Origin of the sequence: Persicimonas caeni, assembly GCF_006517175.1 — a bacterium.
Taxonomy (GTDB): Bacteria; Myxococcota_A; Bradymonadia; order Bradymonadales; family Bradymonadaceae; genus Persicimonas; species Persicimonas caeni.
The window spans coordinates 2,019,897-2,038,999 of the sequence record NZ_CP041186.1 but is presented as its reverse complement, the minus strand read 5'-3'; the positions used below and the strand labels follow the sequence as shown (position 1 = coordinate 2,038,999).

Sequence of the window (19,103 nt, the reverse complement as noted above, 5' to 3'; positions counted from 1 at the left end):
TCAGCTCCACCGCCGGCGTACGGCGACGAGGCCGAGCAGCCCGGCGAGCACGATCGCCAGGTGCGCGCCCAGCGGCTGGTGCGTGTGCACCGAGCGGCATCCGCAGCCGTCTTCGGCCGCGCCCGAGCTCGTGCTGGGGCGGTCGTCGGTGTCGTCGCAGGCGTCGCCCACGCCGTCTTCGTCGACGTCGAGTTGCTCCATGTTGGCCACCGACGGGCAGTTGTCGTCGGCGTCGACGACCGTGTCGCCGTCGATATCGTCCACGCAGGCGTCGCCCACGCCGTCCTCGTCGGTGTCGGTCTGCTCGGGGTTGTTGACCAGGCGGCAGTTATCCTGGCCGTCGTCGACGGTGTCGTCGTCGCTGTCCGAGTCGCGGTAGTCGGGCGTGCCGTCGTCGTTCGTGTCGACCGGCTCGGTGGCCAGGTCGTCGTCGCCCGCTTCGTCGGCGTCGGTGACGCCGTCGTCGTCCGAGTCGTCATCGAGCGCGTCGAGGGTGCCGTCCGAGTCAGTGTCGACGGGCGCGTTCAGGTCGTCGCCGACCTCGTCGGCGTCGGCGATCGTGTCGCCGTCGGAGTCTTTCGTCGTCGGGTCGAGGCCCACCGATTCCTCCCACGAGTCCGGAAGTCCGTCTTCGTCGGCATCACCGATGGAAATCTCGACGGTCAGCGAGCGCGCGGCGGTCGCCTGACCGTCGGTGGCCTCGAGCGTCAGCGTGTGTGACCCGGCCTGCTCCCAGCTCGGCGTCCAGTCGAACGCACCGCTCGACGCGTCGAAGCTCGCCCCTTCGGGCGTGGGCGTGACCGACAGGGTGACCGCGTCGCCGTCGGCGTCCTCGGCGGCCACGGTGAAGGTGACCAGAGCGCCGTCGGTGACCGTGATGACGGTGGCGTCGGCGGGCGTCGGGTCGACAAAGAGGGGGGCGTCGTTGACCGGGTTGACGGTGATCGTCACCGAGGCGGTGTCCGCCCCGCCGTTGCCGTCGACGACGGTGTACTCGAAGGTGTCCGCGCCGTGAAAGTCGGCCTCGGGGGTGTAGGTCAGCGACGAGCCCGTGCCGGTGAGCGTGCCGTTTTGGGGCAGCGTGTACGTGTAGGTGAGCGCGTCGCCGTCGACGTCGGTCGCCGCCAGCGCGATCACCACCGAGGTGTCTTCGTCGGTGGTCACTGTCAGGTCCTGGGCGACCGGCGCGTCGTTTATGGGCTCGACGGTCACGTCGACGGTGGCCGTGGCGCTCTCGCCGTTGCCGTCCTGGACGGTGTAGGTGAACGCGTCGGCGCCGTGGAAGTCGGCGTCGGGCGTGTAGGTGACGAGGCCCGTATTCGTGTCGAGCGCGACCTGGCCGTTTGTGCCCATCGTCACCCCGCTGACGGTCAGCGCGTCGCCGTCGACGTCGTCGTCGTTGGCGAGCAGGCCGTTGATGGTGATCGTGCCGTCGGTGTCCTCGTCGGTCGTGAGCGTATCATCGGCCGCCACGGGGGCGTCGTTGATCGGCGTGACCGTCACCGTGACGGTGGCCGGGTCCGACACGCCGCCGTTCGCGTCGATGGCGACGTACTCGAAGGTGTCAGTGCCGTTGAAATCGGCGTCGGGGGTGTAGGTGACGGGATTGGACTGCACGTCGCCGGTGGCCGAATCGACGTTGCCCAGCGTGCCGTTGGCGGGCAGGCCGACCACGCGGTAGCTCAGCGGGCCGTTCGACGTCGAGCCGCTCAGCGCCACGTTGACGACCACGTCCTCGTCGGTGGTTACGCTCTTGGCGTCGGCCGTCAGGTTCTGCTCGACCGGGCCGGTGGTCAAAGTGACGCGGTTGTCCTGCAGGATATGCTCGAAGGTGCGCGTGTAGATGGTGATATTGTCGGCGTTCCAGGTCTCCTCTTCGCCCGAGAAGAACGACCGGTACCGCAGCGTCTTGCCGTTAGGCAGCGTGTGGCCCGGCTCCCAGCGAAGGTGACAGGCGTGGGCGGCGTTCGACGACGGGTAGCCCTCGATATGCGAGCCGGTGTCGGGGATGACGCCCTCGTCGCAATCGAAGCTGAGCTGCTCGTCCGTGCTGAAGTCCTGGGTGATGTAGGTCCCGCCCACCGCGTTGACCATCACGCTCTCGTCGCCGCCGTTGGTCAGCCCGAACATGCGCTGCTCGAGGCAGTTGGCTCGCGTAAAGCCCCACATGGCGATGTCGTCGTAGATGGTGGTGGTCTTGAGGAAGTCGTGGACCACGCACAGCGCGGAGATCCCGGCGAGGCGTCGCTGCAGGGTGGCGGCGCGGTCGTAGCTCGCCGTGGCGTCGATCTCGGGCATGTTCAGCGGGATTTTGCCCCACGCCTGCAGCGCGTTGAGCCCGGCGACGGCGGTGACGTCGGAGGCGTAGTTGTAGCCCGGGTTGCCGTAGAAGGCGCCCTCGACGGCCGGGAAGGTGTAGCTGGGCGCGGTCGCCTGCGGGTTGTTCCAGTAGATGTAGACGGTTTCGGTCGCGCCCTGGGCGATCGTCTTGGGAAAGACGACGTGGGCGGTGCTCCCCTGGATGGAGTGCACCAGCGAGGGGAGCTCGGTGCCCGCGGCGTCGGCCACGCGCACCTCGGTGCTCAGGTCGGTGAACGGCGCCGACGAGAAGTCGACGGTCACGTCGACGTACTCGTCGGGGCGGTCGGCGATGCCCGGCTCGGTCAGATCGACCTGCACGCGGGTCCCCCACGCGGGGTCGAACCACGTCTGGGCGCTCGCCGACGCCGACACGAGGAACGTCAACATCAAGGCGACTAAACTACTCGACCACTTGAACTTTCCAGACACTTTACTGCTCCGTGACGACACACTGAATCGATGTCGTGACGGTACAGTCCGGAAGAGGGCGGCTCAAGTTAATTGTCGCTCCGAATCAGCACCACGTTGCGCCGTGCTCGGGTCGGTGCAAGATCTCCTCGATATTCGCCTCGATGACCCGGTAGCCGAGGTTGCCGTACAAGACCTGTCGGCCCTCGTTGAGCACGTAGGTGGGGCTGCCGCGCACGTAGAACTCGTCGCGCAGTTCGATGTCCAAGAAGAGCGCGGCCATCGCCTCGCCGTTGCTCATCAGCTTGCGCAGCGAGTCGACGGGAAGGTCGAGCTCGGCGGCCAGGTTCATCTGGCAGGCGAGCGTGGAGATGTCGCGCGCCTCGGCGAAGAACGCCGTGCGCGTGCGCCACATCGTCTCCTCGAACACGGTGCGTCCGCCGAGCTCGGCGTGGCGGGTCGGGTCGACCTCGCCGCACTCTTCGAGCAGCTGGACCGCCTTGAGGAAGTGATGGACGCTCGACGACGAGCGAGGGGCGACCTCGCCCCACGTGCCGGGATGCAGCTCGACGTGGTCGAAGCGCTCGCACACCCCGCGCACGTGGTCGCCGTAGGCCTCGAAGCCGCCGCGTTCACTCCACGAGCGGCTGACCTTCTGCTCGGCGTACGCAAAGATGGGCAAGAAGTGATAGCTCACCTCGATCTGGTCGCCGAAGTGTTCGATGAGGTGGTCGAGGCGAATCTGGGCGGCGTAGGCCCACACACACAACACGTCCGAGAAGTACTGGATACGTACGGGAGAATTCGAGCTCACTGGGGTCTCCGATTCAGAGGGCCTGTCAACTCGCTCGAAGACTGCAGCATTTATGCCACGTTAGGTGGAGCCGGCGACCTGCCCGGCGACCTGCCCGGCGAGGGGCGGCGCGCTGCAGAATATGCGGAAGGGCAGTGCGCGTCGGCAAAGCTTGCGCCCAGTGAGTCAACGGCGCGCTTCAAGATATGGCTGGTTTATGGCATCCATGCGTTCGTAAATTGAAACCTTGGTCGGATGACGGACGTCTCTGCGTTACAAGCCTGTGAGGAGACGTCCCCCGGTGAGAGACACAAGACACCGATGTCTTCGGAGATGCCTCCTACAGAGCGCGACCTCGTCGCGAGGCTTCGCGGCGGGGATGAAGAGGCCTTTGGCGAGCTCATCGACCGGTACCACGCGTCGATGATTCGCCTGGCGAGGATATTCGTCGATAGCGAGGCGAGCGCCGAGGAGATCGTCCAGGAGACGTGGCTGGCGGTCATCGACGGCATCGATCGCTTCGAGGAGCGCTCGTCGCTGAAGACGTGGATCTTCAGCATTCTGACCAACCAGGCCAGACGCCGCGCCAAGCAAGACGCACGCACCCGCGCCTGGTCGTCGATATTCGAGGTCGACATGGGCGAGGAATTGTCCACCGAGCCCGAACGCTTTGATGGGTCGGGCCACTGGAAACGGCCGCCGACGCGCTGGAAGCTGGACCCCGAAGAGCGGGTCATCAAGCAGAAGCTGCTCGAGGTCGTCCAAGGGGCGCTCGAGGCGTTGCCCACCAGCCAGCGCACCGTCGTTTGGCTGCGCGACGTCGAGGGGCTGAGCTCCGACGAGGTCTGTCGCGTGCTCGACATCAGCGCGGCCAATCAACGCGTGTTGTTGCACCGCGGCCGCGTGGCCGTGCGAAAGGCGGTCGAAGCGTATCAGGAGAAGCAGTGATTACCTGCGAAGAATTCACAAACCGGGTGACGGCTTATCTCGAGGGAAGTGTGCCCCGCGGAGAGCGTATCGGGATGTGGCTGCACCTGATGCTATGCCACCACTGCCGCCGCTACCTCAGGCAGATGAAGGAGGTCGTCGACCTGCTGCACGACGTGCCTCTTGGCGACAAGACCCCTACCGAAGAGTCCTCCACGGCCGACGAATCCACCAAGCAGCAACTCCTGGAGCAATTCCGCAAGTCCCGAGGCTCCTCGGGCGAGTAGGCCGCGTCCGCCTCATTAGTCAAATTCAGTTCAACCCGAGCGCCTCGGCGGCGTGCTCGACGACACGCTGCTCGGCCGCCGTCGGCTGCCTGTCGACGCACCTGCTCCTTTGCAGCCCCTCTAAAATCCGGAGCGCAACCTGCGCGTCGTCGAGCCTGGCGAGCTGCTCGAGCCAGCCAGCCTCGTCGCTGCTGAACCCCTTGGAGAGCGTCGTCGGGTCGACCGCGTGGGTGCCGAGGAGTCGCGCCAAAATGGCCACCTCGGCGCGATCGAGCACACCGTCGGCCGAGAAGATATGCCAGAACCCCTCGATGAGCAGGTCGACGGCCGCGCGATCTTCGGCCTCCACCTGCGCACACGCCTCGTCGAGCGCCTCTCGCCAGTACAGATAACGCACCAAAAACTCGCCCATCTGCCGGGTCAGCCGCCAACTCGACGTCGCCGAGGTGACCACGCTGAAGAAAGGCACGACGTTTCGCACCACGCTCTCGCTCGTCAGCCGGGTGCCGATGGCCCGGGAGGTCGTGTCAGCCTCCACATGGGCGATGCGCTCGATCATGGCGGTCTGGGTCGATGCGTCGCCGTCGTCTTCGTAGGTGCGGTAGGACAACGCGCAAAGCTGCATCAACTCGGTCAACTCGGCGGTGGTCACGTCGACCCCGTACAGGTTGGCCAGATCGCAGGTCAGCCGAAGCTGCAGGAGCGTGCGCATGATCATGTCGGCGGCCACCGTCAGCCCGGCCACCGGGATGGCCACGATCCCGAGCATTCCCTGGCTCTCGGTGGTCACGATGGTCGCCTCGGTGACCAACGCCCCGGCGGCCGCCCCGCTCAGCGCGACCTGCACGCAGGTTTGCGTGATGGTGCGCCGCGCCAGGCGCTGGCGGATCAACTCGCTCGACTCACGCGTCGCCATCGACTGCCGGCGCTCCTCGTGCCACTTTACGTAGCTGGCCAGCACCCGATAGAACCACCGGCCTGAGCGCAGATCCGCGCCCCGCAACTCGCGACGCAACCCGACCGCCAGGTCGCGCAACGCGCGGTCGGCGCCGGCGTACTCTTCGGTGGTCTCGGCTGTCATCGTGCCCCTGTGGTTCACGTTCTGTGCATCGTGCGGGTATACGGCCTTCATTCAGCCTGCTAAAAAAGTGGGGGCCTCGACGGCGCTGACAAGAGGCGCCTGCCAGGCCCCAAAACTTTTGGAATAGAAGCCTTGACAGCCACGTTGAGGCAACATATAAAACGCGTCCCTTGGGCGAAATGCCCGCAGGGATTGCAACAGTTCGGGGCGTAGCGCAGCCTGGTAGCGCGCTTGCTTCGGGAGCAAGAGGTCGGAGGTTCAAATCCTCTCGCCCCGACTACAAAGAAACCCGCTCAGACTTTGGTCTGGGTGGGTTTTTTGTGTTGTGGCGTGCTTTTGGAGGCAGGCCATCTTGGCCTAGTTGGAGCATGCGAAGCGTGTGCCCTGCCGGTTCGTCACCTCAACCCCCCGCCGCCTCTCGGCGGCTGCCCCCCTTCGGCCCGGTACTGCGGCCGTGGGGGGCGAATGGTCGGCCCAACAGCCACATGTGTTTGTCGAGGGCGAAGGGCTGCTCTATCAACCACAAGTGGTTATTGGGGCGAGGTTCTCCTCCCCCGTGGGGGAGGTGGTTTACGCGCCGTAAAGCGCAAACCGGAGGGGGCACCAACAACCGACAACGTCTGCCAGAGCAACCATTCCCTCCCCACGGCGCAGTTCGCCGAAGGGGCGGTGCCGAAGGCGGAGGGGTTGAGGCTTCGTCGGGGAACCCCATGCCCTTACAGCGCTCCAATTTATTACCGGAGGACGTGGCCCGCGAGGCGCGATCTGCAGTCGTTTGGGCGTAAGCGTCGACAATGACGTGGCGCTGCTTCGCGCCCTCGGCGACGATACGGCCGGCGCGCTGCGATTTGTCTCGCAGACACATCAGCCAGCGCGTGAAGAACGCCAGCGGCAGCCCATCGAGTTGGAACCATTAGAAGAATGGGCCAGCGAAGCTCCAGCGTTTCTAGCCGACTCAGAGCGCCCGCCACGCCTGTTACTGGCAGGGGCACAGCACAAAGCTTCGGTCGTGGTGACTTCGTCAGGTCTCGCGTTGTCTGCTTGGAGCGAGGCGATTACCCATATTCTCACGTTCGACTCGCCGCGATTCGCTCACCTTGCAGCAAACGAATACCTCACCACGTGCTTCGCAGCCGAGTTGGGTCTGACTGTCGTTAGGTCTCGGCTCGATGCGCGCACCTCGCCGTCTTCGTCGACGTCGAGCGTTACGACCGAAAGGTCGACGGCGAGTCGGTACGGCGGCTTCACCAGGAGGACTTTTGCCAGATTCTCGGCGTCTTGCCCTCGCGCAAGTACGAGGCCGATGGAGGCCCGACGCTGTCTCAAGTCGCACAGAGGTTAAGAGCGTTGTCGGCAAGACCTGCTGCTGATCTGTGGGAGTTGATCCGTGGGGTCATCTTCTGCGCGATCGGAGGAAATGCCGACGGACACGCCAAGAACCTCGCCATGCTGTATGCCGACGACGGGCCACGTCTTGCCCCGGCCTACGATTTGGTTTGCACCCGCGCATATCCGAGACTCGACCACAAACTCGCATTCTCGGTCGGCGGCGAGCGAAACCCCGACCGCTTAGGGCGCGACAACTGGGAGAAATTCGCAGCAGACATCGGTGTCAAGCCGCGACTGGTGCTGCGTCAGTTGGACAAGTTGCTCGACGGTGCCGAGGCCGCCTTCGAACGAGCTGCAGAGCAGTTGCGAGAACAAGTTGGTAAGTCTCATGCCACTCACCATGTCTCGCCTGCTGTTCACAAGCGAATCCGAGCGATCGGCGCTCAGCTGTGAGACATTGTGGAAGCACGAAAGCGCTGGCGGGAGGCGTCCAACGTGCTGGTTGCGTCGGAGTCCTTAAGGCAGGTTACCAACGAGCTGAATCCTGCGGGTGGTCCGCGCCCAGGTAGCCGTGCAGCGTGGGAAACGCAAGGTCCGCGACCGGCTTCTCGGTCGGATGCTCGAGTCGACGCGGCGTCGTCCAGCAGACGCCGTCGCGGAAGGCGTCGATGGGTCCGTCCTCAGAGACGATGAAGACCACGGCCTTCGGATTCATGGCGGTGTAGCGAAGGGCCGAATTGTACCGGGCGCCGCGGGAGCGATCTTCGGCCTGCTCGAGCGCCAGACCGTCGAGGAGGACGCCGAATGCGTGAACGTGGCCTTGCCAGTCGATCACCAGCGCTCCGTCGACGGTGCTCAGGGCGGCAGCGAGTTGGCGGTTGTCGCGAATGGGTAAAGGGGCTTCGAGACGATGGCCGACTTCGATGAGACGTGACGGCGTATCTTCGACGACCAAGGTGCAGCCGGAGCCGTGAGCCGCGGCTTCGGAGATGACCTCGGCCAGCCAGGAGGCGTGCGCGACGGGCTGCTGATGTCCGGCGTCGCCGAGCAGCCTCGAGGCCACGCTCTCGATGACTTGCCGGTCGGGTCGAATCGGCGCGCCGCTGACGCTGCCCAGGCGAAGCGTGCACAACGGGTGGCGCTGCGCGTTCGTGTCGACGACGTGCATCTCAGCTCCGCGTTCGCCGTGAAATCCGACCTCCAGCGCCGGCGTCGGGCACTGACCGACGATGCCCAGGACGCGCTCGCCGTCGGCGGCCAACGCGTTTGGGCCGATGGAAGCCGTCGACAAGAGCTTGCGCACATGCGTTACATCGGAGAAGTCGGGGCGGTCGGCAAACGAGACGAGCAGGTGTGGCTCGAGGAGCGCGCAATCAGACACGACCAGTTTCGCCCGAGGCAGTTGGCCTTCTTCTTCGCGCATGGCCACGCGTCCCAGTTGCTCGACCGTCTGGGCGGTCACTTCGAAGGCGTTGTTCGAGACGACCGACGCGCGGGCCGGCCCGAAGTGCTCGCGGATGCATTGAGCGATGATTTGTGAGCCCGCCCAGTCGAGGTGGGTCCACTGGGCCTGCCCGGCTTTGGGGCCCTGCTCGAGGCGCAGCATGGCAGCCTGTGCGGCCAGCTCCAGCCACTTTTTGATGGGCTGATCGCTGATCAGCCAGACGGGAGGCTCGTAAAGCCAGGCGATGTAGGGGCAGTCGGCCGCGTGCTTGCTGTCGTGGCCGATCAGAAGACCCTCCCGAGCAAGCGCTTGTCTGTGCAGTGGCGCGCGGCTTTGACGAAGAATATCGCGATGGGAACCCACCAGGCCGTGAGGATCATAGACCCGAAACGGCGCGTAAGGTGAGCGCGCGTAAAGCGCCGCCAGTCGCCCGTGCACACCCACGTAGCCCGCAAGACCCGCAGCCAAGGCAGGAAAAAGATATTGAATCGCTTCTTTGGCCGATGTGTTCGGGTCGTGCATCACGCCTCCTGGGCTCTCAGGCTGGCGGAAGCGAAGTCTGTCGAGCGGTCCGGGTCAAGCCGGCGTGGCACCGTCGCGAGGCGGCTCCTGGCGCAGACGCCCTTGCTCTGTCACCCCGCGCAGCCCGAACGCCATGATCAGAAGGGCGGCTCCGGCAGCCAGGGCGTAAAGCGCCACCAGCCAGACGAGGGCCAACAGTCCCTCGGCCGGCCAGGCGAATAGCGCGATGCCGAAAACCACCGACAGGACACCGGCGATGCCCAGGACCACCGAGGAGCGCATGACCTCTCGCAGCTGCACGGCCGCGACCACTTCAAAGATACCGCGAACAACGGCCCATGCGGCGATGATGTAGAGCAGCGTGACCGCCGTGACGCCCGGCCAGAAAAGTGTCAGCAGGCCTGCGGTCAACCCGGCGATGCCGGTGATGAACAGCGGCCAGCCGCGGCCACCACTGGCGCGACCGCCGCGGGTCATGAACGCGAAGGTGGCTGCTCCATCGAGCAGTGCGAAGACGCCGAAGAGGATCACCAGCGTCATCAGCGCCTGCTGCGGCCAGATGAATGCGAGAATTCCGAAGAGGATGGTGATAGCGCCGCGAAGCGCCATCCATCCCCATTGGGTTTTGAGGTCGTGCGAAGTCGTAGGCATTGTCTCCTCCTGTGCAAGCGTGCATGGCACGTGGCACTCAACCGACCAGTGACAATGTAGGTTCGGGGAGCCTACGCTCAACTCCAGAAGCGCAGCACCAACCAGCTATAGATCGCTTGTCGGCATGGCTGTCTGCGGTCGACACCTCGTGCACTAGCGGGTGGGGGCTGCGCTACGACTGAGCTCGTTGCTGATGACGGGCGCCGGCATCTACGCCTTTTTGGAGGGCAAATCATCGCTGCCGGTGTCAGGCCCCGTCTCTGACGCAGGAAAATAGATGGTGAATGTAGTGCCACAGCCGAGCTCGCTATCGACGTAGATGTATCCGCCATTGCGGTCGACAATTCGGTAGACCGTCGCCAGACCCAAGCCTGTGCCCCGAGAGCGGCCTTTGGTGGTGAAAAACGGCTCGAAGATTTTGCGCTGGGTCTGCTCATCCATGCCTTCACCTTCATCCTCAACCTCGAGCAGGGCGTAGTCGCCTGTCGGCAGGTCCGGATGCGGTGGCAGGTCTTCGCCCTTAGACTCCTGCCGTGTCCTCAACACCAGCGAGCCTCCAGCGTTCATGGCGTCACGGGCGTTGATGACGAGGTTGGTGAGCACCTGATCGAGCTGCGACGGATCGATCTCGATGGCCGGCAAGTCGGCGGCCAGCTCGAGCTTCAGGTCGACGCCTTCGCCCAGGTTTCGCTCGAGCAACGCGCTTATCTCGTGGATGCGAGTATTGAGGTCGAGCCGCGCCTTGTCGCCCTCGTCTTCCTGGCCGAAGGTCAGCAACTGGCCGGTCAGCGCCATGGCACGGTCGACGGCTCCCACAATCTTGTTGGTGAACCCCACATACTCATGGTCGCCCTCTTGTTCCAGCTTGGCGTGGATGAGCTGGCTATACGTCTTTACGATACTCAACACGTTGTTGAAGTCGTGAGCGACTCCGGCTGCGAGCTCTCCGATTGCCCGCAAGCGCTCCGACTGCGCCGCGCGCTGCTCGGCCTGCTTTTGCCGAGTGATGTCGACGCTCAAGGCCAACACCAGGCCCTCCGACTCCTCGTCTCCGAGTCCGCGCAACGGAAAGTCAATTTGGTTGACCCACACCGTCTCACCATTCAGGTGCTGGTAGCGGCACTCGAAGTGAGCGTAGGAGGAGGTCTCTTCGAACAAACCATTCAGCGCAAGATGGGCTTCTCCGAGATCGTCCGGGTGGAGCAGGCTGTCGAGGGTCACCCTTTGGAGTTCATCGGGATCGTCGTAGCCCAGAAAGTCGGCGAGAGCGGCGTTGGCGCGGTGAATTCGAAGGTCGGGGCCGACGACCTTGAGCGGGAGGGGGACCAGCTCGAAAAACGACCAGAGCGCTTGTTCCTGGCGTTCGACCTTCTGCTGGGCTTGGAGCCTCAGGCCGATGTTCTTGCAGGCGATCGACACCGCGACCACAGCGCCAGTGGTGTCGTGCACCGGTTGGTAGAACACCTCGCGGTGGCGATCGTTTTTGACAAGCCGCTCGTAGGTGTGCTCGATTTCGACTTCAGAACCGCCCAGCGCTTCATTGAGATGCGACGTGGATTCCTGCGTCGAGCCCGTCAACGGGAAGCGATCGTACTGGTCTCCTTCACGAAGATCGTGGTCGTGAACGGCCTTCACGAGTGCCTTTCCCGAGGCATTTGTGTACAAGAGGCGATGATTTCGATCGATGACGAAGAACGGCTGGCGCACGTTGTGGTACTGCGCGAAGCGAAACAACTCCTCGACGGTGGGGTGTTCCATCGACGGCGGCTCGGACAAGCGCTGTAAGATGAACACCATCTCCTCGGCGAGCAGGTCGGCGTTGAGCACATCGTCGCTCAGTCGCATCACGTAACGCTCGAGCCCGAGGCGTTTGGCCTCTAAGATGACGTCGCCCTGCGCGGCGTCGGCGACCATGATCATGGGGCGCATCGGTCGCTCGTCGAGGACGCTTCGAAGCACGTTGATACCGTGCGGCTCGACGTCGATCAGGATCAGATCGAAGGTGGGTTCACGAACGGCCCTCCCGAACTCCTCTGGATTTTCGACGCGTACGGGCTCGCACGGGTATTCGTCTTTGAACACGCCACGTTCGAAGAGGTCGTCTGCCTCGGGGAGTGAGCCCAGAACGAGCACTTTGAAGTCGCGCTGTTTCATCGGAAACGCCGCATCAAATGGAGTGTTGTAGAAGATGAAGCCTTACTCTGTCTGTGCGCCGAAGGCAACCGCTGGATGCGGTTGACCGCCATACTACGAGCAGGCTCCGTGCAGCGCATCGTGGGAAATCCAAAAACCGATGCCGGCCATACCGACACCCATCACCGGGCACAAAGCCTACGTCACCGACAGCGGCAAGCTACCGCTGAGGATGAGCCCGTACGAGCCGAAGTAAACCGTCAGCAAGATCAACTTGCAATGGGCTGGAGTACACCCAAACCACTCCAAACACCACTCCAGGGCCACGATCCTAAGATCGCTGCTGGGATAACCAAGCTGGTGTCGGGTCAATCCCGCGCTCAAACTGTACCATGCGCCAAAGCAACGCTGCGCCGCTCATGCGTGGGTGTGATTTTGGGTGTGAACACCCTGAAACGCGCTGCAATATCGGTCAAACGCGCTGAAATGTGCTGAAACCTAAACTCGACCGCCACCCACCGACAGCCCCCTCCAGCCCCCAAAGCAGGCCCTCGCCAAGGCGAGTTTTCCTGCTTCGGGAGCAAGAGGTCGGAGGTTCAAATCCTCTCGCCCCGACTGAGAAGAACAAAATACCCGCTCAGACTTAGGTCTGGGCGGGTTTTTTGTGTTGTGGCGTGCTTTTGGAGGCAGGCCATCTTGGCCTGGTTGGAGCATGCGAAGCGTGCGCCTTGCCGGCTCGTTACCTCAACCCCCCGCCGCCTCTCGGCGGCTGCCCCCCTTCGGCCTGGTACTGCGGCCGTGGGGGGCGAATGGTCGGTCCAACAGCCACATGTGTTTGTCGAAGGCGAAGAGCTGCCCCAACAACCACAAGTGGTTATTGGGGCGAGGTTCTCCTCCCCCGTGGGGGAGGTGGCTCGCGCGCCGTACAGCGCGAACCGGAGGGGGCACCAACCCTCGACCACTCCCAGAGATGCAACCATTCCCTCCCCACGGCGCAGTTCGCCGAAGGGGAGGTGCCGAAGGCGGAGGGGTTGAGGTGACTGACCTGCAAGGCGACCGCAACGCACGCTTCGGCGCGGCTCCCGATGGTCGCCTTGGTGGCGCAGACCCGCACCAAATGGGCTTCGTCGGGGAACCCCGTCGTCGGGGAACCCCATGCCCTTCCGTTCCCTTACAAAACGCCTTTTGCAACGCTGAAGGAAGAGCCGCCCGTTACCGTTGTCCTACCCAGGAGCGCCTCGATCATCGTCACGTCGAGTAAGAGGTCGGGAATGAGTCGGCGCTCGAACACCCAGAGGATTGCTGTGATGTCGTCGGGGATCGTCGGCCTCGCCACAGCGCGTCTCAGCAGAGGCGAGATGGCTTGCTCGGCCTGTCCAGTCAGAGAACTCTTGCGGGCGTTGTAGGTGTCGGTCCCCACCTGAGGGCGAATCTCGTGCCAGATCGCCTCGAGGAACGCCGGCCAGTTGCCCAACGAGCGAAAATAACTCGCCACGCCGGGATGCTGGTGGTGCTGCTTGATATCCTCGAAGAGCTCCTCGACCGGCGAAGGCGCCTCTTGCGGGTCGACCATCGCCACTCGCTTCGTCCCCGGGGCGATGCCATAGGCTAACTCTTGCCCATTTGGGGCGTCATTTTTCTCGGTCGAGGCCGAATTGTCGGGTTGGCTCGCAAACGCCTGCGCGACGAGCAACAGCTTGGGCAGAACGTAGTGAATCGAATCGGTGTAGGGGCCAATCTGGTCCAGAGCCCCGAGCTGGCTCCAATCGCGCCCGCCGGCCTCGAGATCTCCTTGGGGGGCTGCTCGGTCGCGAAGCTCGTCGGCCGCGCGCTCGAACTCCATACTTCGAAATACGGGGCGATAGGCGGTCCACAACGCATCGAGTTAATCAGGGAAATTCGCCAGCGCTCGAAAGATGAAGTTGACGAAGGGAACCCGCAGGGTCGCGCGAATATCGTCGTAAATCTCGGCGACTCGCCCGGGGGCGTCCTCGGCCTGGACTTCGGGCAACTCGCCGAGCAAAGCCATGCCTCTTGCCATCTTTTGGTCCATCACTCCCCCGCCGCCGCGCTGCTTCGTTGAAATCCTTCACAGTGATCCGACTCCCTTCGAACGTGCGGATTTGCGCGGCTTCGGCAAGGCCTACTCAGCGCGCCATCTCTAGCGAGTCTGCCGCTGTCCATAACGACGCTCCGAGCAGGACGATGTCTTTGAGGAGAAATTGGCCTGGCGCCACCGATAGTGCCGGAAATCCCCCCAGGGATGGCTCCCATCCAGGCGTGGAGAAGATGAAGGACAGGGTCCCCAAGAACATCAACCCCGCCAATGCACTGCCCAGGGCGGAGAGCTTCCCCAGGACCGGGAGCCGCCCCGCCGCGAAACCCAGTGCGATGAGCACCCCGATTGTGATTTCGAACGCCCCGAGAAGGGCAGCAAAGCCGCTTACACTGAAAATGTCGTAGAGCCAGCTCATCAATGGACTGTTTTCGACTAGCGGCTTAATGCCGCTGGCCTCGTACTCGGTGTATTTCATGGCGCCGATCCAGATGAGCACGAGTGCCAACCCGAACCGCATGACCACCTTGCTAGCGACAACCAATCGTCTCCGCAGAGTATGGTAGTTTAAGAGTGCCATCGCCTTACCTCCTCTTGGTTTAAGGATGTCGTTGCCATACCTCCTCCCGGGCCGGTCGAGACCCGGAGGTGATGGGGCCACCGACCTCTGGTGGCATCCTATTTACAGACAAGGAAGGCCTGGCGCCGGATTCAATTTGCTCGAAAACAACCCTCGCTACTGTGTGGCGTCGTCGAGAACCCCATGCCCTTACGCGCTCCCCGGATAAGCAGCCAAAAGAGGAAGAGAATCTCGCCGACGAACGTGAACCTGCCGACGTCGAGGAGATAGGTCGGGTCGATGAGGGTGCCTACGCCGTCGAGGGCGTAGCCGACGCCCGCGATGACCAGCAGCGCCCCGAGCCACCGAGAGATGTAGTCGGCTCGCCAGGCGAGGTAGCCCACGACGACGAGATGCGCGCCGAAGACCACCAGGGCGAATTGCCAGGCTTGATCGAAGCCTCCCAACAGAAAGAGGGCCTGCTCCGGGTCCACCGTGGCGGCGCGCGTGGCGTCGAATAGGTTGGTGATCGCCACGGCGAAGATGGCCGAGTAGGTCACGCGTAGCCACGCGCCGAGCAACGAGAGGCTCGCGTTGACCGGGCGCAGCACCACGTACAGTCCCCAGGCGACGATCACGTCCAAGAGCACCACCGCGAGCAAGCCGACGCCGGCGTTTCGGACCAGACTCGCCGACTCGATGAGGTTCGCCGCGGTGGCCGACGCATCGCCAGGGACGGCCATCTTTTCGATGACGCCGAAGATACAGAGCGGGGCAATGACTGCCATCAGCAGCATTCCAAGGCCGGCGGTGAGCGCGGCAACCCGTGGTGTGATGTCCTTCATGTTTCTCTCCTCGAATGAAAATCAATATTGATGGTGTGATGCTCTCTCGCACCCACCATTCGAGGATAGCCATGCGTCTGTGACTGGGGAATTGGTTGTGACGGCATGGTTGCCATGCAAATTTGCAGGGCGGCCGAGGCCTGCTGACTTCGTCGGAGTCTGGAAACAAGTGGATGCGAGACACACACCATTGGCCCACGAGGGTGGACGCGCAACGCGTCGCCGGTGCGTTTGCGTGGTTGTTTTCGGTGCCAGACCATCTTGGGCTGGTTTGAGTTTGGTTTTGTAGGCCTTGCAGGCGAGCAACCCCAACCCCCCCGCTGCTTGCGGCAGCTGCCCCCCTTCAGCCTGAAACTGCGGCCGTGGGGGGCGAATGGTCGGTCTAACAACCACAAGTGATTTTTGGGGCGAGTCGGAGGGGGCACCAACTATCGACCACGCATGCCAGAGCAACCATTCCCTCCCCACGGCGCAGTCCGCCGAAGGGGAGGTGCCGAAGCGAAGCGAGGCGGAGGGGGTGAGGCCACGCACCTGCAAGGCCGCCATCCCCGATCACGCCCCCGCGGGCGCAGCTTCGTCCTCGCCGGCCTCGTGCGTTCGCGAGCCGTAGAACATCACGGCCGCGCCGGAGACGAACATCACCAGGCTATAGAAGCCGCCGGGCAGCGCCATGTCGCCTTGCTTGAGGATCGATGTGGCGATGACGATGGCGAGCGTGCCGTTTTGGATGCCTGCTTCGATGGCGACCGTCAGGGTCTGGCGCGCCGGCAGGCGCACGAGCTTGCCGGCGACCGCTCCCAGGGCCATCGTGAGCAGGTTCAGCGCGAAGGTCACGCCGCTCAGGGCGGCGAAGTGCTCGCGCAGAATGTCGAGGTTGGCGGCGATGATGCCGGCGACGATGAGTACGAAGACCACGGCCGAGCCGATGCGCGCCGGTCGGTCCATGCGGTCGGCGAAGTCAGGACGGCGCGCCCGGATAAACATGCCGATGGACACCGGCACCGCCGTGATTCCGAAGACTTGGCCGATGGTCTTGAGCACCGGCAATTCGATACCCCGCGATGCGTCCAAGAAGTACTCGAGGCCGAAGCCCACGACGAGCGGGATGGTAAAGATCGCGACCACGCTGTTGATGGCGGTCAGGGTCACTGACAGCGCCGTGTCGGCGCGGGCGACGTGGGTGATCAGGTTGGAGGTGACTCCGCCGGGACACGCGGCGATGATCATCAGGCCTACGGCCATCTCGGGTCGCAGCCCGAAGGCTTTCGCCAGCAAGAAGCCGCACGCAGGCAGCAAGATCAACTGGCAAAACAGGCCGGTGATGGCGGCTTTGGGATACGCCACGACCCGCTTAAAGTCGTCGACGACCAGCGAAAGGCCCATCCCCAGCATGATCAAAAACAGGGCGGCGGGTAAGACCACCGAGGTCAGTACGCTCTCTTCCATTCCAACTCCACCAATGAGCAGCGTGGCCTACGGGCAGGAGTTGCCCTGACAGCTCGTCGCCGACATACGATTTAGAAACGCGAGATGTCGACTCTAACGGGCAGGGTGGTTCTTCTGCAAGATGAACCGTGTGGGCTGGGCTTCGTGGGGGAATGCCATGCCCCTACGTGCATGCCATCTTATGGTTCATCAGTCTCCCCGCTGTCGCGCCGCTTCGTTGAAGCCCTCCTCAGTTGTCCGACTCTCATTGAACGTGCGGATTGGCGCGGCGTCGGCAAGGCATACTCGGCGCACGTCTCACGGATACCGAGAGACGGTTTGTGTGCGCGCACACCAAACGCGACGGCCTGCGGTTGCTGCGCCGGGACTTGGCCTCGGAGTGTACGTCACCCGCAAAATCTGAGGATCACGACGTCTTGCCCCCATCTCTCGAAGAGTGCGGAGCCTTTGCTAAGGCGAACTTCGCTCCTAGATTTTCTCACTCAGGTCGAAAGTAAGACGCTACGTAAGTTAAGGAGGACCGATGTCCGTTGCTCCCAAGCCGTCCGAGATCTTTCATCGCGCTGCCGACGAGGGGGACAGACGGCTGGGGCAATCGATGCTCGAGCTTGTGTCGACCAGCTTCATTGCCGGGTTTACCATCGTCTTTGGCCTCGTCGCCCTGGGTATCGCCCACAGCCTAGTCAAACCGCAGTGGGGGCAGGTCTCCCAACTGGCCGGCGCGCTCGCTTTCGCAGTGGGACTCGTTTTTCTGATTGTGGGGCGTGCCGAGCTGTTCAACGAGAACTTCTTTGACCCGGTGGCAACTGCTTTTGAACAAGGGGAGTTAAAGGCAGGCGCGATCTTGCGTCTCTGGGGGCTGACCTTTCTTCTCAACCTGGTCGGCGGCGGTCTCTTTGCGCTCGTCTTCGGGGTGGCCGGCGTTCTGCCAAAGGGAGCCGCGAGCGCATTGGCCACGTTGGCCGAGGAGATCGCAGGTCGGGGCGTGTGGACCGTGTTGGCGTCGGCTTTTGTGGGAGGCGCGCTCGTGTCGCTCCTTTCCTTCATGTTGAAGGGGGTCAACAGCGTCGTTGGCCGCATCTTGATGGCGTATCTCGTCGGATTTCTTCTGGCGTTTGGTCCCTTCGATCATGTCATCGTCACCGTGTTGCACGTCTTCTTTGGCATTCTCTTCGACGCGGCAGTCGACTTCGGCGACCTCTTTAGGATCATGGGGCTCGTTACCGCGGGCAATCTTGTAGGCGGCGTCGGCCTCGTCACCTTCAGCCACGTCGCTCAGGCCAAGGGCGCGAGTGACGACGACGGCTGAAAGCTGCGTGTTATAAGTCGTATCGCCCGTATAGCCTGCTAACGCCTCCAGCCCTCTCGGCGGCTGCCCCCTTCGGCCTGAGACAGCGGCCGTGGGGGGCGAATGGCTGCCTCGACAACCACAAGTGCTTGTTGAGGCGAGCCGAAGGGGGGATCAACCACCGACTACTCCCACAAGAGCAACCATTCCCTCCCCACGGCGCAGTTCGCCGAAGGGGAGGTGCCGAAGCGAAGCGAGGCGGAGGGGTTGAGGTGACTGACCTGCACGGCCACCGCACACAGCCTCTTCGAACTTCGACGCCGCTAGTCTTGGCCGACCCCAAGCGTCCTGCAGGTCTCAGAGGTCTCGACCTCGCCGACATCGGGCGCGGTGCCGAGTAGGCGATCGCCGCCGAGCATGGTCACGCCGTACCAGTGCTGCTCGCTCTTGAAGTGGTGCAGCCGGTGGTTCTTCCACAGCCGGCGATACAGCTTCGTCTTGGGGCGGTAGTTCGTGTGCACCAGATAGTGGGTCCACTCGTAGACGAGCCCCAGCGTGGCGTAGAAGCCCACGCCGGTGAGCGCGATGCCCCAGTCGGGGGCGACCAGAAGCCAGAGGCCGACGCCGACGGGCAAGCCGAGCAGAAGGGAGCGCAACGGGATGAAGACGTCTTCGAGGCGCCACGGATCTCCGTGGTGATCGCGGTGTTTTTTGGCAAGGTGCAGGTCGAAGCGTTTGCCGAAGAGCTCGACGGGCTTGAGGTGCAGGATGAACACGTGGATGAGCCACTCCTGCAGCGGCCAGAACGCCACGATGGCCACCGGCAAGATCAAGTCCCACCATCCGAAGCCGCCTACGAATGGCCTGGCCACCCAGGCGGCGAGTGCGGTTAGGGCGATGATCCAGGGCGTCGGGTAGCTGAAGAATTTGGCGTCGTCTGGAAACCCCATGCCCATCCACGTCGGTTTTTTGT

At 63.5% G+C, this 19,103-nt stretch carries 15 protein-coding genes, 1 tRNA gene and 1 pseudogene; 5 read left to right on the top strand and 12 right to left on the bottom strand.

Translation table 11 applies throughout. The features are described 5' to 3' along the window. A complete protein-coding gene (locus FIV42_RS07610; protein WP_141197094.1) occupies nt 1–2,790 on the bottom strand; it encodes a tandem-95 repeat protein in 2,790 nt (929 codons plus the stop codon). 85 nt (nt 2,791–2,875) lie between these two features. Continuing rightward, nucleotides 2,876–3,583: a DsbA family oxidoreductase gene (locus tag FIV42_RS07605; RefSeq protein ID WP_141197093.1), complete on the bottom strand. Its 708-nt coding sequence runs from the start codon at nt 3,581–3,583 to the stop codon at nt 2,876–2,878. Nucleotides 3,584–3,883: 300 nt separating this feature from the next. On the opposite strand from FIV42_RS07605, the gene FIV42_RS07600 reads away from it, so the two are divergent. Beyond that, nucleotides 3,884–4,510 carry an RNA polymerase sigma factor gene (locus FIV42_RS07600; RefSeq protein WP_141197092.1) on the top strand — a complete coding sequence of 209 codons (627 nt, stop codon included), beginning with the start codon at nt 3,884–3,886 and terminating at the stop codon, nt 4,508–4,510. Continuing rightward, nucleotides 4,507–4,776 carry an anti-sigma factor family protein gene (locus FIV42_RS07595; RefSeq protein WP_141197091.1) on the top strand — a complete coding sequence of 90 codons (270 nt, stop codon included), beginning with the start codon at nt 4,507–4,509 and terminating at the stop codon, nt 4,774–4,776. The genes FIV42_RS07600 and FIV42_RS07595 overlap by 4 nt, the downstream gene beginning before the upstream one ends. Before the next feature lie 25 nt (nt 4,777–4,801). Here FIV42_RS07595 and FIV42_RS07590 read toward each other — a convergent pair whose 3' ends face one another. Then, nucleotides 4,802–5,857: a hypothetical protein gene (locus FIV42_RS07590; protein ID WP_141197090.1), complete on the bottom strand. Its 1,056-nt coding sequence runs from the start codon at nt 5,855–5,857 to the stop codon at nt 4,802–4,804. A 203-nt stretch (nt 5,858–6,060) separates the two neighbouring features. Here FIV42_RS07590 and FIV42_RS07585 point away from each other — a divergent pair. Together FIV42_RS07585 and FIV42_RS07575 are read left to right on the top strand one after the other, a co-directional pair. Then, nucleotides 6,061–6,134, top strand: a tRNA-Pro gene (locus FIV42_RS07585). 932 nt (nt 6,135–7,066) lie between these two features. Beyond that, nucleotides 7,067–7,639 (top strand): annotated as a pseudogene (locus tag FIV42_RS07575) (HipA domain-containing protein); the annotation flags it as partial. A 73-nt stretch (nt 7,640–7,712) separates the two neighbouring features. Here FIV42_RS07575 and FIV42_RS07570 read toward each other — a convergent pair. The 8 genes from FIV42_RS07570 to FIV42_RS07535 form a co-directional block, all read right to left on the bottom strand. Then, on the bottom strand, nt 7,713–9,152 hold the full coding sequence (locus FIV42_RS07570; protein WP_141197088.1) for a DNA integrity scanning protein DisA nucleotide-binding domain protein: 1,440 nt from the start codon (nt 9,150–9,152) through the stop codon (nt 7,713–7,715). A gap of 54 nt (nt 9,153–9,206) precedes the next feature. Then, nucleotides 9,207–9,803, bottom strand: coding sequence for an HdeD family acid-resistance protein (locus FIV42_RS07565; RefSeq protein ID WP_222615405.1), 597 nt, complete (start codon nt 9,801–9,803; stop codon nt 9,207–9,209). A gap of 210 nt (nt 9,804–10,013) precedes the next feature. Next, nucleotides 10,014–11,957 (bottom strand): ATP-binding protein, encoded by a 1,944-nt coding sequence (locus FIV42_RS07560; protein WP_141197087.1) that lies wholly within the window; start codon nt 11,955–11,957, stop codon nt 10,014–10,016. A gap of 1,150 nt (nt 11,958–13,107) precedes the next feature. Next, nucleotides 13,108–13,779, bottom strand: coding sequence for a hypothetical protein (locus tag FIV42_RS07550; protein ID WP_141197086.1), 672 nt, complete (start codon nt 13,777–13,779; stop codon nt 13,108–13,110). 42 nt (nt 13,780–13,821) lie between these two features. Next, a complete protein-coding gene (locus FIV42_RS30050) occupies nt 13,822–13,977 on the bottom strand; it encodes a hypothetical protein (RefSeq protein ID WP_168210488.1) in 156 nt (51 codons plus the stop codon). A gap of 106 nt (nt 13,978–14,083) precedes the next feature. After that, nucleotides 14,084–14,572, bottom strand: coding sequence for a YkgB family protein (locus FIV42_RS07545; RefSeq protein ID WP_141197085.1), 489 nt, complete (start codon nt 14,570–14,572; stop codon nt 14,084–14,086). Between the two features lie 131 nt (nt 14,573–14,703). Further along, nucleotides 14,704–15,396: a DUF4386 domain-containing protein gene (locus tag FIV42_RS07540; protein WP_141197084.1), complete on the bottom strand. Its 693-nt coding sequence runs from the start codon at nt 15,394–15,396 to the stop codon at nt 14,704–14,706. 552 nt (nt 15,397–15,948) lie between these two features. After that, the gene (locus FIV42_RS07535; RefSeq protein WP_141197083.1) at nt 15,949–16,842 is read right to left on the bottom strand and encodes a bile acid:sodium symporter family protein; all 894 of its coding nucleotides are present in this window, start codon (nt 16,840–16,842) and stop codon (nt 15,949–15,951) included. A gap of 523 nt (nt 16,843–17,365) precedes the next feature. Here FIV42_RS07535 and FIV42_RS07530 point away from each other — a divergent pair. Further along, nucleotides 17,366–18,151, top strand: coding sequence for a formate/nitrite transporter family protein (locus FIV42_RS07530; protein WP_141197082.1), 786 nt, complete (start codon nt 17,366–17,368; stop codon nt 18,149–18,151). 302 nt (nt 18,152–18,453) lie between these two features. On the opposite strand, the gene FIV42_RS07525 is transcribed toward FIV42_RS07530, so the two are convergent. After that, nucleotides 18,454–19,080 carry a sterol desaturase family protein gene (locus FIV42_RS07525; RefSeq protein ID WP_222615404.1) on the bottom strand — a complete coding sequence of 209 codons (627 nt, stop codon included), beginning with the start codon at nt 19,078–19,080 and terminating at the stop codon, nt 18,454–18,456. Between the last annotated feature and the right edge of the window lie 23 nt (nt 19,081–19,103).